Source organism: Actinomadura scrupuli (assembly GCF_050971785.1).
Classification (GTDB): Bacteria; Actinomycetota; Actinomycetes; order Streptosporangiales; family Streptosporangiaceae; genus Actinomadura_E; species Actinomadura_E scrupuli.
The window spans coordinates 529,179-542,341 of the sequence record NZ_JBPCCU010000001.1 but is presented as its reverse complement, the minus strand read 5'-3'; the positions used below and the strand labels follow the sequence as shown (position 1 = coordinate 542,341).

12 protein-coding genes are annotated in these 13,163 nt (G+C 72.4%); 5 read left to right on the top strand and 7 right to left on the bottom strand.

Annotation, left to right across the window (positions count from 1 at the left end; genetic code table 11):
* Window positions 1-57: 57 nt before the first annotated feature.
* A complete protein-coding gene (locus ACRYCC_RS02520) occupies window positions 58-1,053 on the bottom strand; it encodes a stage II sporulation protein M (RefSeq protein ID WP_433808228.1) in 996 nt (331 codons plus the stop codon).
* A gap of 118 nt (window positions 1,054-1,171) precedes the next feature.
* On the opposite strand from ACRYCC_RS02520, the gene ACRYCC_RS02515 reads away from it, so the two are divergent.
* The gene (locus ACRYCC_RS02515; protein WP_433808226.1) at window positions 1,172-2,173 is read left to right on the top strand and encodes an RDD family protein; all 1,002 of its coding nucleotides are present in this window, start codon (window positions 1,172-1,174) and stop codon (window positions 2,171-2,173) included.
* Between the two features lie 332 nt (window positions 2,174-2,505).
* Here the strand turns inward: ACRYCC_RS02515 and ACRYCC_RS02510 are convergent, their stop codons facing one another.
* The 3 genes from ACRYCC_RS02510 to ahcY (ACRYCC_RS02500) all read right to left on the bottom strand — a co-directional run bounded on the left by ACRYCC_RS02510 (window position 2,506) and on the right by ahcY (ACRYCC_RS02500) (window position 5,932).
* Window positions 2,506-3,108: a hypothetical protein gene (locus ACRYCC_RS02510; RefSeq protein WP_433808224.1), complete on the bottom strand. Its 603-nt coding sequence runs from the start codon at window positions 3,106-3,108 to the stop codon at window positions 2,506-2,508.
* A 4-nt stretch (window positions 3,109-3,112) separates the two neighbouring features.
* Entirely contained in the window at window positions 3,113-4,369 is a 1,257-nt protein-coding gene (gene ahcY / locus ACRYCC_RS02505; protein ID WP_433808222.1) for an adenosylhomocysteinase, read from the bottom strand.
* A gap of 132 nt (window positions 4,370-4,501) precedes the next feature.
* Window positions 4,502-5,932, bottom strand: a complete 1,431-nt coding sequence (ahcY, locus tag ACRYCC_RS02500; protein WP_433808220.1) for an adenosylhomocysteinase — start codon at window positions 5,930-5,932, stop codon at window positions 4,502-4,504.
* Between the two features lie 218 nt (window positions 5,933-6,150).
* Between ahcY (ACRYCC_RS02500) and ACRYCC_RS02495 the strand changes: the two genes are divergently transcribed.
* The 4 genes from ACRYCC_RS02495 to ACRYCC_RS02480 all read left to right on the top strand — a co-directional run bounded on the left by ACRYCC_RS02495 (window position 6,151) and on the right by ACRYCC_RS02480 (window position 10,629).
* Window positions 6,151-6,519 (top strand): MerR family DNA-binding transcriptional regulator, encoded by a 369-nt coding sequence (locus ACRYCC_RS02495; RefSeq protein ID WP_433808218.1) that lies wholly within the window; start codon window positions 6,151-6,153, stop codon window positions 6,517-6,519.
* 415 nt (window positions 6,520-6,934) lie between these two features.
* Window positions 6,935-8,464, top strand: a complete 1,530-nt coding sequence (locus ACRYCC_RS02490; protein ID WP_433808216.1) for a sensor histidine kinase — start codon at window positions 6,935-6,937, stop codon at window positions 8,462-8,464.
* Between the two features lie 106 nt (window positions 8,465-8,570).
* Window positions 8,571-9,245: a response regulator gene (locus tag ACRYCC_RS02485; protein WP_433808214.1), complete on the top strand. Its 675-nt coding sequence runs from the start codon at window positions 8,571-8,573 to the stop codon at window positions 9,243-9,245.
* Window positions 9,246-9,456: 211 nt separating this feature from the next.
* Entirely contained in the window at window positions 9,457-10,629 is a 1,173-nt protein-coding gene (locus ACRYCC_RS02480; protein WP_433808212.1) for a hypothetical protein, read from the top strand.
* 119 nt (window positions 10,630-10,748) lie between these two features.
* Here ACRYCC_RS02480 and ACRYCC_RS02475 read toward each other — a convergent pair whose 3' ends face one another.
* The 3 genes from ACRYCC_RS02475 to ACRYCC_RS02465 form a co-directional block, all read right to left on the bottom strand.
* Window positions 10,749-11,705: a cation diffusion facilitator family transporter gene (locus ACRYCC_RS02475; protein ID WP_433808210.1), complete on the bottom strand. Its 957-nt coding sequence runs from the start codon at window positions 11,703-11,705 to the stop codon at window positions 10,749-10,751.
* 75 nt (window positions 11,706-11,780) lie between these two features.
* The gene (locus tag ACRYCC_RS02470; protein WP_433808208.1) at window positions 11,781-12,932 is read right to left on the bottom strand and encodes an SIS domain-containing protein; all 1,152 of its coding nucleotides are present in this window, start codon (window positions 12,930-12,932) and stop codon (window positions 11,781-11,783) included.
* Window positions 12,933-12,960: 28 nt separating this feature from the next.
* Window positions 12,961-13,146 (bottom strand): Trm112 family protein, encoded by a 186-nt coding sequence (locus ACRYCC_RS02465; protein ID WP_433808206.1) that lies wholly within the window; start codon window positions 13,144-13,146, stop codon window positions 12,961-12,963.
* Window positions 13,147-13,163: the final 17 nt, after the last annotated feature.

The window sequence follows — 13,163 nt, the reverse complement described above, 5'->3', positions numbered from 1 at the left end:
GTGGCGGAACTGCTCGGCGGAGACGCGCACGTGCGGTGACGGTTCCCGGACGGGTCGTCAGGCGGCTATCGGGGCCACGTCGGGGGTGATGCCGTCGTCGGCGGTCTCGCCCCGTTTGACGGCCCGGCGTCCGAGGACGAACACGTAGGTGAGGAAGGCCGCCTCGGCGACGACCCCGATGCCGATGCGCAGCCAGGTGATGCTGACGTAGCCGGTGACGAAGCCCTCGATGGCACCGGAGATCAGCAGCACCGCGACCAGCCCGATGGCGATGCTCACCAGCGCCCGGCCCTCCTCGGCCAGGGCCCGGGCGCGCGGCCGGCCGCCGGGGTCGATGATCGTCCAGCCGAGTTTCAGTCCCGTACCGCAGGCCAGGAAGACCGCGCTCAACTCGAGCAGGCCGTGCGGCAGGATCAGGCCGAAGAAGATGTCGCCCTTGCCGTAGGCGAACATCAGCCCGGCGGTCACGCCGAGGTTCAGTGTGTTCTGCCAGAGCGCGAACAGCGTGAAGATGCCGAGCGTGATGCCGCCGATCAGGGCCAGCGCCGAGACCCAGAAGTTGTTGACCCAGACCTGGAACGCGAACGCCGCCGCGTCGTGCTCGGTGTAGTAGTTCGCGAAGTCGTGCTCGACGAGCCGGCGGATCTGACTGGGGGCACCGATCGACGCCTGGACGTCGGGATTGCGGACGACCCAGACGGCGATGATCGCCGCCACCGCGATCGACACCGCCGCGTTGCCCAGCCACCACCAGCGCATCCGGTAGGCGGCGGCCGGGAAGGTCACCGTGATGAACCGGGTGGAGTCCCGCCACAGCGGGGCTTGCGCACCGGTCACCGCCGCCCTGCCGCGGGCGACCAGCGACGACAGCCGGCCGACGAGCACCGGGTCCGGCGAGCTCGACCGCACCACGGACAGATGGGTGGCCGTCCGCTGATACAGCTCGATCAGCTCATCGACCTCGGCACCGGTCAGCTTCCGGCTACGGTTGATGAGCCGCTCGAGACGCGACCATTCGGTGTGATGTGCGGCCACAAAGGCATCGACGTCCACCGCCTGAGATTAGCGCTCCCGGCCACCGACCCGGCAAACTGGACCGTACAGAATCAGGACCACCGAAAACCCGCACCGACCGCAGGCCCTTTCCGGGCCGCCAGAGAGCAGGAGCGCCGTGGCCGAACTCGTCACCGGTGAGGCCGTGGCCCTCGACCTCCGGGTGGCACGGCTGCCCAGCCGAGGGATCGCCCTCTTCCTCGACGTCCTCTTCCAGTACGCGCTGCTCTACTTCGCCAGCATCCTGACCGCGATGACCGCGGCGCTGGACGAGGCCTGGGGCATCGGTTTCGGCATCCTCGGCACGGTGGTGATCCTGGTCGGCTATCCGACGGCCTGCGAGACGCTCAGCCGGGGCCGCACGCTCGGCAAGATGGCCCTCGGCCTGCGGGTGGTCAGCGACGACGGCGGGCCCATCCGGTTCCGCCAGGCGCTGGTCCGCGCGCTGTCGGCGGTGCTGGAGATCTGGGCGCTCTTCGGGTCGCCCGCGCTCATCGCGTCGCTGTTCAACCGGCAGGGCAAGCGGCTCGGCGACCTGTTCGCGGGCACGATCGTCATCCAGGACCGGGTGCCCGCCTCGGCGCTGCTGGGCCCGGTGGCGGTCATGCCGCCGCAGCTGGCCGGCTGGGCGCACTCGCTCGAGCTGTCGCAGATCTCCGACGGGCTGGCGCTGACCTCGCGGCAGTACCTCCTGCGCTTCTGGGAGCTGCTGCCCGAGGTCCGGGACGCCATGGGCCAGCGCCTGGTGGACCAGGTCGTGGCCCGCGTGAGCCCGCCGCCGCCCCCGGGCGTACGCCCGGAGATCCTGCTCTCGGCGGTGCTGGCCGAGCGCCGGCACCGTGAGGAATGGCGGCTGGCCCAGCGCCGGGGCCGCCGGAACGCGTTCGCCTGGGGCGGCGCCGCGGCGTACGGCCCCCAGCCGGTGCCCATGATGGCCGTCGCCGGCCGGGCACCGCAGCCGCCGCCGGCGAACCGGCCGCCCGCGCCACCGCCGTTCAGCCCGCCCGGCCCGGGGCAGCCGCGGTTCCTGCCGCCTCCGCAGTACGGGCGCGGCCCCTACGAGCAGGTGCTCGCACCCCGTCCTCCGCAGCAGCCTCCTGGCGGGCCCCTCGGCCACTGATCCGGGATCGCCGATCCCGGTCGTCCGGCGGCGGCTTCCCGCAGTACGGCCCCGCCGGCACGGCTCAGTCCGTCGTATCCGAGCGTTTCTCATGTTTGATCGGCCAGTGCCCGGGGACATCTGGGGCGTCCGCGTCCTCGCCGGTGGCGCCTTCCCGGCCCCGCCGGCGGCGACGGCCTCGAACCCTCCGCGCCGGTCACCGGGCGGAGACGGCGACCCGCCTCGGCGTCTCCGCCCGGGAAGTCCCCGCTGCACGGCCACGATGGTTGCGCCCCGCGTGGTCGTGCAGCGGCCCGCCGTGCGGAGATCTTGCCGGCGCGGTCCGCGCGGGCTCAGCCCAGGGTGGGCGGGCTCTGGAGGTCGGTGAGCTCGATGCCCGGAGCCGCGAGGACGACGTCACCGGCGAGATGCACCGCGACGACCTCCCCGGTGGCCAGGTCGGCGACCTCGTAACGCTCGACCGGCAGCGGCCCGAGGTCGGTGTCGTGCCGGGTGGTCCCGGCCAGTCGCCAGCGCTGCGTCACCGTGAGCGCCGCCAGCTGCGGGCCGGTCACCTGGACCAGCCGTACCTCCGCCTGCCCGCCCGGCTCCAGCCGGAGGGATCTGGCCACCGCCACCAGGAACGCCGGGGAGTCGCCGAGGAAGCCCGCGGCCCGCGCGACGTGCTCGGTGGTGCCGGGCGCGTCCAGCGGCGCCGCCCCGGACCCGGCGGGTGAGCGCAGCCACAGCAGCTCCGGGCCGGTCAGCCCGCCCCGGACCAGCCACTCCCGGGTGCGCAGCTCCAGCCTGACCGGGCACCACCGGCTGTCCACGGTGAGGTCGGTGTGCGGGCCGTCCGGGCGATCGGAGACGTACCGCCAGCCGGCCGGGCCGGGAGCGCACTGGAACCGCTCTTCCGCTCCGTCCTCGAGGTGGAGGTACGTCCCGCGGGGCACCGGCTCAGGAGCCGTGCCGCCAGGAGGAGAGATAGTCCTCCTGGTCCGCGGTGAGGGTGTCGATCTCGACCGCCATGGAGGCCAGCTTGAGCCGCGCCACCTCCCCGTCGATCTCGGCCGGCACGTCGTAGACCCCGGGGTCGAGGGTGCCGTGCGCCGTCGCGAGCCACGCGCAGGTGAGCGCCTGGTCGGCGAAGGACATGTCCATGACAGCCGCCGGGTGGCCTTCGGCGGCGGCCAGGTTGACCAGCCGGCCCTCGGCCAGCAGGACCAGGCGGCGGCCGTCGGCCAGGACGTACTCGTCGGCGAAGGGCCGGACGCCGTGGTGCGCCTCGACGGCGAGCTCCTGCAGTCCCCGGACGTCGATCTCCACGTCGAAGTGACCGGAGTTGGCCAGGATCGCCCCGTCCTTCATCCGGGCGAAGTGGTCGCCGGTGATGACGTCACGGTTGCCGGTGACGGTGATGAACACGTCCCCCTGCGCGGCGGCCTCGGCCATCGGCAGCACCGAGAAGCCCTGGAGCAGCGCGTCGAGGGCCTTCACCGGGTCGATCTCGGTGATGACCACCCGGGCGCCCAGCCCGCGGGCCCGCTCCGCCAGCCCCCGGCCGCAGTAGCCGAAACCGGCGATGACGATCGTCTTGCCCGCCAGCAGCAGGTTGGTCGCCCGGATGATGCCGTCGAGCGTGGACTGCCCGGTGCCGTAGCGGTTGTCGAACATGTGCTTGGTGTCGGTGTCGTTGACCGCGACCATGGGGAACTTCAGCGCGCCCTCGCGGGCCATCTGGTGCAGCCGGATGACCCCGGTCGTGGTCTCCTCGCAGCCCGCCTTCACACCGCCGAGCAGGTCGATGCGCTCGGTGTGCAGGACGTTGACCAGGTCGCAGCCGTCGTCCAGGACGAGATCAGGCTCGATCGCCAGGGCCTGCTGGATGTGCCGGTAATAGCCTTCCCGGTCGATGCCGGACCGCGCGTAGACGGTGGCGCCGTACTCGTGCACGAGGGCGGCGGCGGTGTCGTCCTGGGTGGACAGCGGGTTGGAGGCCGCCAGCGCCACGGTGGCGCCGCCCGCCTGCAGGGCCCGGATCAGGTTGGCGGTCTCGGTCGTCACGTGCATGCAGGCGGCGATCTTGAACCCGCTCAGCGGAAGGTCCGCGGCGAAGCGTTCCCTGATCTGGCGCAGCACCGGCATGGCCCGGTCCGCCCACTCGATCCGCTTCACCCCGCCGTACGCCAGCGAGGCATCGGCTATGTCGCTCATCGTCACCTCCCTGAAGCCTTCCCCGGAACCATCCCGACCTCCGTGATCATGCAATCGGTCGTCGATCGATTGCATGATCACGGAGGGGGCCGGGGACGGGACTCGTCACGGCCTCGGTCGGCGTCCGGTCGCTCAGTACCGGTAGTGCTCGGGCTTGTAGGGACCCTCGACGTCCACGCCGATGTACTCGGCCTGCACCTTGGTGAGCGTGGTGAGCTTCACGCCCAGCGCGTCGAGGTGCAGCCGGGCGACCTTCTCGTCGAGGTGCTTGGGCAGCACGTAGACGCCGACCGGGTACTGCTCGGTCTTGGTGAACAGCTCGATCTGCGCGATGACCTGGTTGGTGAAGGAGTTCGACATCACGAACGAGGGGTGGCCGGTGGCGCAGCCCAGGTTCATCAGCCGGCCCTCGGCCAGCACCAGGATCGAGTGGCCGTCGGGGAAGACCCACTCGTCGACCTGCGGCTTGATGTTGTTCTTGACGATGCCGGGGACCTTCGCGAGACCGGCCATGTCGATCTCGTTGTCGAAGTGGCCGATGTTGCTGACGATGGCCTGGTGCTTCATCCGGCTCATGTGCTCGGCCGTGATGATGTTGAAGTTGCCGGTCGTGGAGACGAAGATGTCCACGCTCGACACGACGTCGTCCAGGGTGGAGACCTGGAAGCCGTCCATCGCGGCCTGCAGCGCGCAGATCGGGTCGATCTCGGTGACGATGACCCGGGCGCCCTGGCCGCGCAGCGCGTCGGCACAGCCCTTGCCCACGTCGCCGTAGCCGGCCACGAGGGCGACCTTGCCGCCGATGAGCACGTCGGTGGCGCGGTTGAGGCCGTCGATGACCGAGTGCCGGCAGCCGTACTTGTTGTCGAACTTCGACTTGGTCACCGAGTCGTTGACGTTGATCGCCGGGAAGGCGAGCGTGCCGTTCTTGTGCATCTCGTACAGGCGGTGCACACCGGTGGTGGTCTCCTCGGTGACGCCCTTGATCTCAGCGGCGGCCGCGGTCCACCGGCCCGGCCTGGCCTCGATCGTGCGGCGCAGGGTGGCGAGGACGACGTGCCACTCCTCGGGGTCGTCCTCGCTCGCCGAGGGGACCGCGCCGGCCTTCTCGTACTCGGCGCCCTTGTGCACGAGCATCGTGGCGTCGCCGCCGTCGTCGAGGATCATGTTGGGACCGCTGCCGTCCGGCCAGGCCAGCGCCTGGTCGGTGCACCACCAGTACTCCTCCAGCGTCTCGCCCTTCCAGGCGAAGACGGGCACGCCCGCGGGGGCGTCCTCGGTGCCGTCCTTGCCGACGACGACCGCGGCGGCGGCGTGGTCCTGGGTGGAGAAGATGTTGCAGCTGACCCAGCGGACGTCGGCACCGAGCGCGACCAGCGTCTCGATCAGCACGGCGGTCTGGATCGTCATGTGCAGCGAGCCCATGATCTTCGCGCCGCGCAACGGCTGCGCGTCGGCGAATTCCCTGCGTACGGCCATCAGCCCGGGCATCTCGTGCTCGGCGAGCCTGATCTCCTTGCGACCGAACGCCGCCAGCGACAGATCGGCGACCTTGTAATCCATGGTTCGTAGCTCCTGAGGTCCATATCGTGCGGCCTGCTGCCGCGCCGTCGGTCCGTCCGGCCGCGTCGAACGCCCTGCCGCGATCGGCGCCGGGGACGGCGCGTGCGGCGGATTCGACGTGGCTTCGTCAGCGAGTCTAGGTGGGTGAATCACCGCAATGCACGGCCAGGCAGGTGCTTCTGACATTAATTTGTTAGCTTTGCGCCATACTTGAGCTCATGCGCATCACGGAGGCCGCCCGACGGCTCGGCACCTCACCTCGAATGCTCCGCTACCGCGAGGCACTGGGACTGCTGCCGCCGACCCGGGAGCGCGCGGGAGGGCCGGCCGACCACGGGGGCGACCACGGAGGGCACCGGCGATTCGGCGAGGCCGAGTTGCGCGCGGTCGCGCTGGCGCTCGCACTGGAGAAGAAGTACGACATCAGCCCCGGGGAGCTGGCCTTCGGGCTGCGGGTGCTGGCCGAGCCGGAGGTACGGATGCGCGTCCAGGAGCTGGGCGAACGCATCGGCCGACTGTCCGCGCCGCCCACCCGGGCACTGGACTTCGAGAAGGAGAAGGCACTGCGGCTACTGCGCCGCCGCTGACGCCGGGACCCGGGTGACGGAGTCCTCCCTCGCCGGCCGACCGATCCGGTCGTCCAGCCCCAGCCCAGGCGAAGACCGTACGTGCTCCCACGGAGACACGGCTCCGGTCGAACCGGCGAGGGACGTTTCTCGGTCACCTGCCCGCCCGGCTCCCGAACCGGGCGGGTCGGTGGCGTGACGGGCGGGTGCCTCCCGACCCCCTTGCCCCGGACCGCCGTAGGCTCTCAGCCTTCGGCACCCGCGACGCTCGCGGAGGCACACCGCCGTTGTCACAGCTATGACGTTACGTCCTCGCAGATCAGCGGGGCGTCCCCCGGGAGGAGGGAACGCGCGTCGTCCTTAAGGGGGACACCGTCGCGCGGCATCGCACCCCACGGTGAGGTGAGAAGCCGACGAGAAAGGTCAAGATGGTTCTGTGACCAGCAATGACACCCCGCCACTGGGCCAGGGCCTCGCCCACCACGCCTTCCGGCTGTCCGGCCGCATCGTGGCCGGGGTCGGCCAGATCCTGCTGTGGCTGCTCCACGGGCTCGGCCGGCTGCTGCGGCCGCCGGCCACCCGCATCGGCGGCTGGCTCTACGGCCGCACGTCCGGACGCCCGGCGGTCCCCACCGCGCCCGGCGCGCCCGGCGCGAGCCCGTACGCCCCGCCCGGGCCGCCGCTGGGGCCGCACGGCACCCGGCAGGTGCCCCAGGGGATGCCGTACGGCGCCCCGCCGCCGGCCCCGAACGCCCCCGGGAGCACCACCGCCCCGCTGCCCCGGTGGATCAACGCCTGGAAGGAGTTCGCTGGCTCGTGGTGGTTCGCGCCGCTGACCGGGGTGGCGCTCACCCTGTCCGCGCTGGCCGAGCTGTACGCCCGCACCAGGGCGCCGCTCAGCCTGGCCGGCGGGTTCGCGGTGGCCGCGACGCTGCCGCTGGTCTGGCGCCGGGAGTTCCTGTACCCGGTCGCGGCGGTCGCCCTCGGCGCCTTCGCCGCCGCCATGCTCTCCGGCCAGCTGCTCCTGGTCACGGTCGCGTTCGCGGCGCTCTGCACCCTCTACGTCCTGGGCCAGCACCTGCCCCGGCAGGCCGCGGGCGTGCTCGCGGTGGCCGGGGTGGCCAGCGTCCTGGTGGTCTACCTGGCCTCCAACAGCCTCAACGACATCCCGTGGCCGGTCGCGATCAGCGCGATCATCGCGGCGATCGGGCTCGGCGACGCCCGCCGTGCCGTCGAGACCGCCGGGCGCACGGAGGCGGAGGCGCAGGAACGCACGACCGAGACCCTGACCCGGCTCAACGCCGTCCAGCGTGAACAGGCCGTGCTCCGGGAGCGCGCCCGGATCGCCCGGGAACTCCACGACGTCGTGGCCCATTCGGTGTCGATGATCGCGGTGCAGGCCGAGACGGCCCCGTACACGGTCCGCGACATCTCCCCGGAGGCCGCCCAGGGCTACCAGGAGATCGCCAGCACCGCCCGGGAGGCCCTGGTGGAGATGCGGCGGCTGCTCAGCGTGCTGCGGGCCGACGCGAAGGGCGAGGCGGAGGTGAGCCCGCAGCCCCGCCTGGACCGGCTGCCCGAGCTCATCGAGAAGCACCGCGGAGCCGGCGGCAACGCCGAGATCTCGGTCCAGGGCGATCCGCGCACCCTGTCCGCGACGATCGAGCTGTCCGCCTACCGGATCGTCCAGGAGTCGCTGACCAACGCCCGGCGGCACGCTCCGGGCGCGAACGTGCGGGTGGAGCTGGTCTACCTGCCCGATCGCCTGGCGGTCCGGGTGCGCGACAACGGGCACGGCCAGACCCTGGTGCTGGATCCGCGTTCGGCCGGAGGAGGCCATGGGCTGCTGGGCATGCGGGAGCGTGCGACGATGCTGGGCGGACGCTTCTCCGCCGGGCCCGCCACCGAGGGCGGCTTCATGGTCGAGGCGGAGCTGCCCTTCAGTGAGGAGCGCGGCGGTGGCTGAGCGAGGAGCCGAGAGCGAGGAACGAGCTCTCGGACGACGAGCGATGCCGACGCCGTCAAAGCGCGACGAACCGCCGCCAATGAGCACGTGAGGAGCACCCCCGCCCGTGATCCGAGTGCTGATCGTCGACGATCAGACGATCGTACGCGCCGGTTTCGCCGCCCTGCTGTCCGCGCAGTCCGACATCACCGTGGTGGGTGAGGCGGGCGACGGCCGGGAGGCCGTCCACCTTGCCTCGCTGCACCGCCCCGACGTGGTGGTCATGGACATCCGGATGCCGGGCATGGACGGCATCGAGGCGACCCGCCGCATCCTGGCCCAGCCGGCCTCCGGCTCCCTCCGGGTGCTGATGCTGACCACCTTCGACGTGGACGAGTACGTCTACGACGCGCTGGCCATGGGCGCCAGCGGCTTCCTGCTCAAGGACGCCACGGCCGAGGAGCTCGTGTCCGCGGTCCGGGTCGTCGCCCGGGGCGACTCGCTGCTGGCCCCGCAGGTGACCGGCCGGCTGATCCACGAGTTCACCCGGCAGCGCCGCAACCAGCCGCGGCCCCCGGCCGAGCTGGCCAGCCTGACCGCCCGGGAGACCGAGGTCCTTGTGCTGATCGCGAGCGGGCTGTCCAACGCGGAGATCGCCGCCCGCCTGGTGGTCAGCGAGCACACCGTCAAGACCCATGTGGCCCGGGTCTTCACCAAGCTCGGCCTGCGCGACCGCGCCCAGGCCGTGGTGCTGGCCTACGAGTCGGGGTTGGTCACCCCGGGCACCTCCGCCCCGCCGTGATCAAGGAGCGCCCGGCCGGCGGCCACCGGTAGGGCAAGAGTCGGCAAACGAACGGCCAGGCTTCGGCGGGCCGCCCCGCCACCGGCCCCCGGGCGCGTCACCCTCCTGAGGGAACGAACTCGGGGGTCTCACCATGGCAGCGCGCCGCACCACGCACGGACCACCTGGCGGTCGAGCATCGGGCACCCGGGCACGGGGCCGGCGAGGTGCCGTGCGGCGTGCCCGGCGGCTGCTGCTGCCGGGAGCCCTCATGCTCGCCGTGGGCCTGGGGCTCACCGCGACCGCGATGCCCACTCTCTCGGCGGACTGCGGCTGCTGGCGCTACGTGCGGCTGAACACCCCCGGCACCCCCGCCGTGTCCACGGCCGAGACCACGCTGAGCGACGTGGCGGCCCCCTCGTACCAGGTGGCCTGGGCGGTGGGCAGCCGGGGCAGCGAGCCGCTGCTGGCGCGCTGGACGGGCGTCGGATGGCGGGAGACGGAGCTGCCGGTACCGGCCGACACCCTGATCGAGGGGATCTCCGCCGCGTCGCCCCGGGACGCCTGGACGATCGGGTACGGCCCCGGCGGCGTCCCCCGGGCCGCGCACTGGGACGGAGACGGCTGGCAGCCGGTGATGGTGCCCGGGCAGGCGCCCGCGTTCCCCCGGGGGATCGACGCCCGTACGTCCGGCGACGCGTGGATCGTGGGCAGCGCCGGCTCCGGGATCACCCAGGCGACCACCTGGCACTGGGACGGCCTGATCTGGCGCCAGGTCGTCATCCCGGACGGCCCGGGGACGGCGAGCACGCTGGCCGCGGTGTCCGCCCTGGCCCCCGACGACGTGTGGGCGGTCGGCGGCCGGGGCTCGTTCCCCGCCCGGCAGCTCCTGCTGCACTGGGACGGGCAGGGCTGGACCCCGTACACCGCCCCCGACCTCGCCGGGGAGGCCATGCTGTCCGACGTCGTCGCGCTCGGCCACGACGACGTCTGGGCCGTGGGTTCCACCACCGTCCCGCCGGGCACGGGCTCCGCCGCCGGCCCGGTGACGGACCGGCCGCTGGCCGAGCACTGGGACGGCCTGTCGTGGCGCGAGGTGCCGCTTCCGGAGGCGCGCGGACGGCTCTACGGCGTGACGGGCGACGGCCACGGCGGGGTCTGGGCGGCCGGTGAACGGCCGGACGGCCGCGGCTTCTTCGCCCGCTGGGACGGCCGCAACTGGGAGCTCTCCACCGCCCCGGTGCCCGGCCCGGCCGGGACGGCCGCTCCGGCGTCCGGAGTGTGGAGCCTGACCAGGATCGCCGCGACGGACTACCTCTGGGCGGTCGGTGCCTACGAGTCGCTCAACGGACGGCTCCCCGCCCGCCGGGCCGTCACCTGGACCAACTCCCCCCGGCCGCGCTGAGGCCGGGGGGAGGCCGCTGAGGAGTCCCGGCACTCCGGTCCCGGCGCTCCGGTCCCGGCGCTCCGGTCCCGGAGCCCCGGGGACGGGCCTGTGCCGCCGGGTCCTGCTGCGGAAGTGCCCTATGCCGTGGGCTCCGGGGTGGCGGGGTCCTGCCGGGCGACCCGGGCGGGATCTCCGAGCGCGGGCTCGAGGAAGATGTGACCGGCCATCGGGACGGCGGTGCGGATCCTGGCCTCGGCGGCGTCGATTCCCTTGGCGACCTGGGCCGCGCTGTCGTCGTGGTGGACCGCGATCTTGGCCGCGATCAGGAGATCGTCGGGGCCGAGGTGCTGGGTGCGGAGGTCGATGACGTGATCGACCTCGTCGACCGACTCCAGGGCGGCCCGGATGGAGCGCTCGACCTCCGGGTCGGCCGCCTCACCGATGAGCAGGCTCTTGGTCTCGATGGCCAGGATGATCGCGACGACGCCCAGCAGGACGCCGATGGTCATCGAGCCGATGCCGTCCCAGACGCCGTCCCCGGTGATCACGGCGAGCGCGACTCCGACCAGGGCGATGATCAGGCCGAGCAGCGCGGCCAGGTCCTCCAGCAGCACCACCGGCAGCTCCGGGGCCTTGGCCCGGCGGATGAACGCGACCCATGACCGCCCGTTGCGCAGCTCGCCGGCCTCCTTGATCGCGGTCCGGAAGGAGTAGCTCTCCAGCAGGATGGCGAAGATCAGGACGCCGAAGGCCCAGGCCGGCGCGTCCACCGGGTGCGGGTCGGTGAACTTGTGGAACCCCTCGTACAGCGAGAACAGCGAGCCGACGGTGAAGAGCACGACGGCGACGATGAAGGCGTAGAAGAAGCGCTCCCGCCCGAACCCGAAGGGGTGCTCGGGCGTACGGTCCCGTTCCGACCTCTTGCGGCCCAGGATGAGCAGCGCCTGGTTGCCCGAGTCGGCGACGGAGTGGACACCCTCGGCCATCATCGAGGTGGAGCCGGTGAATCCGAACGCGACGAACTTCGCCACCGCGATCCCCAGATTGGCCGCCAGTGCGGCCATGATGGCCTTGGTCCCGCCCTCGGCGCTCATCGATGTTTCCTTTCACATGTCACCCGTGATCATGCAATCCATCGACGAACGACTGCATGATCACGGCGGTGGGGGTCAGACGATCCTGGCCTTCAACGTCTGGATGGCTGCGACCGGGGTCGGGTCGACGCCCAACGCGATCGCCAGGTAAACCGTGGCATAGTCGGCCAAAGCGATCAACGTGGCGATCCGCTCCAGGGGGTGTACGCCCTCGGCCATGAGCTCGGTGACCGGCACACCGCGGTCGCGGGCCAGCGCCTCCGACACCTCGCGGCGCTTGGCCACCTGGGGGTGCTCCTCGGTGTCGCGCAGCAGGATCAGGTGCAGGCCGGTGTCGCTGTCATCGGCGCGGTCCCGGAAGAAGTCTTCCTCCTCGGACCCGGCGGCCTGCTCTCCGGAGGAGCCCCGGGCGCCGCCGAAGAACCCGTCCAGCGCGACGATCTGGTTGTGACCGGCCTCGGGGAGTTCACCGTGCACGGCCGGATACTTGGCGTTCTCGTTGAGCTGGCAGGCGAACCGGTAGGCCGCGACCCCGGCGAGCGGGGACGTCCCCCAGATCATGGGCACCGAGCCGGCCAGTTCGCCGGCCAGCTGCTTGCCGGGGTTGACGAACGTCTCCCTGGCGGGCCCGCACCGGTGGCTGACGTCCTCCAGCCGGGTCGCCGTGGCCTCCAGGGCCGCGTCCGGTACGTCGGCCAGCCCGAACGCCCGGGCGACCAGGAGCAGCGGGACGGTCAGCCCCCACAGGCAGGCGCGCGGCTGCCCCACCGAGTGCACCGGGATGAACAGCGCCCGCCCCTGGGCCGCGATCCCGGCCAGCGGGGAGTCCGGCGCACCGACGCACACCAGCCGGCAGCCGCGGCGGATCGCCTCGACCGCGACGGCGAGGGTCTCCTCCGTGCCACCGGAGCACGACACGGCGATGACGAGATCGGGCACCCCGACCCAGCCGGGCAGCATGTGCCCGCGGACCGTGACGACCGGCACGGGGCAGCTGGTGCCGCAGACGGCCGCCAGCACGTCGCCGGAGATGCCGGATCCGCCCATGCCGGCGACCACGACCGCACGGGGACGGTCCTCGTGACCGAGCCGGGCCAGACCGGCCTCGGCCGCCGCCAGCTGCGCCTGCCGGACCTGCGCGGCGGCAGAGGCCACCTGACGCAGCATCTCCCCGGGATCGGCGGCGGCCAGCGCCGCGGGGTCGTCGAGCGGGACGGTGAGGTTCATGCGCGCGCTCCGGAAGCCACCGGCCCGATCACGAGGCCGGGGCGCCCTTCTCCGGTCTCCGGCCTTCGTCCACCAGGAGCACCGGGATGCCGTCCCGCACCGGGTAGGCGTACTTGCACTCGCCGACACAGACCAGCTCGTCGCCCTCGGCGACGAGGCCGCCCCGGCAGTTCGGGCAGGCCAGTATCTCCAGCAGCCATGAGTCGATCTTCATAGGAGTCCGCCCCCACT

Bases quoted from the DNA above. Each gene is read 5' to 3' on its own strand.
- ahcY (WP_433808222.1), bottom strand. From the start codon at position 4,369: ATGAGCGACATAGCCGATGCCTCGCTGGCGTACGGCGGGGTGAAGCGG.
- ahcY (WP_433808220.1), bottom strand. From the start codon at position 5,932: ATGGATTACAAGGTCGCCGATCTGTCGCTGGCGGCGTTCGGTCGCAAG.
- ACRYCC_RS02495 (WP_433808218.1), top strand. From the start codon at position 6,151: ATGCGCATCACGGAGGCCGCCCGACGGCTCGGCACCTCACCTCGAATG.
- ACRYCC_RS02475 (WP_433808210.1), bottom strand. From the start codon at position 11,705: ATGAGCGCCGAGGGCGGGACCAAGGCCATCATGGCCGCACTGGCGGCC.
- ACRYCC_RS02470 (WP_433808208.1), bottom strand. From the start codon at position 12,932: ATGAACCTCACCGTCCCGCTCGACGACCCCGCGGCGCTGGCCGCCGCC.
- ACRYCC_RS02465 (WP_433808206.1), bottom strand. From the start codon at position 13,146: ATGAAGATCGACTCATGGCTGCTGGAGATACTGGCCTGCCCGAACTGC.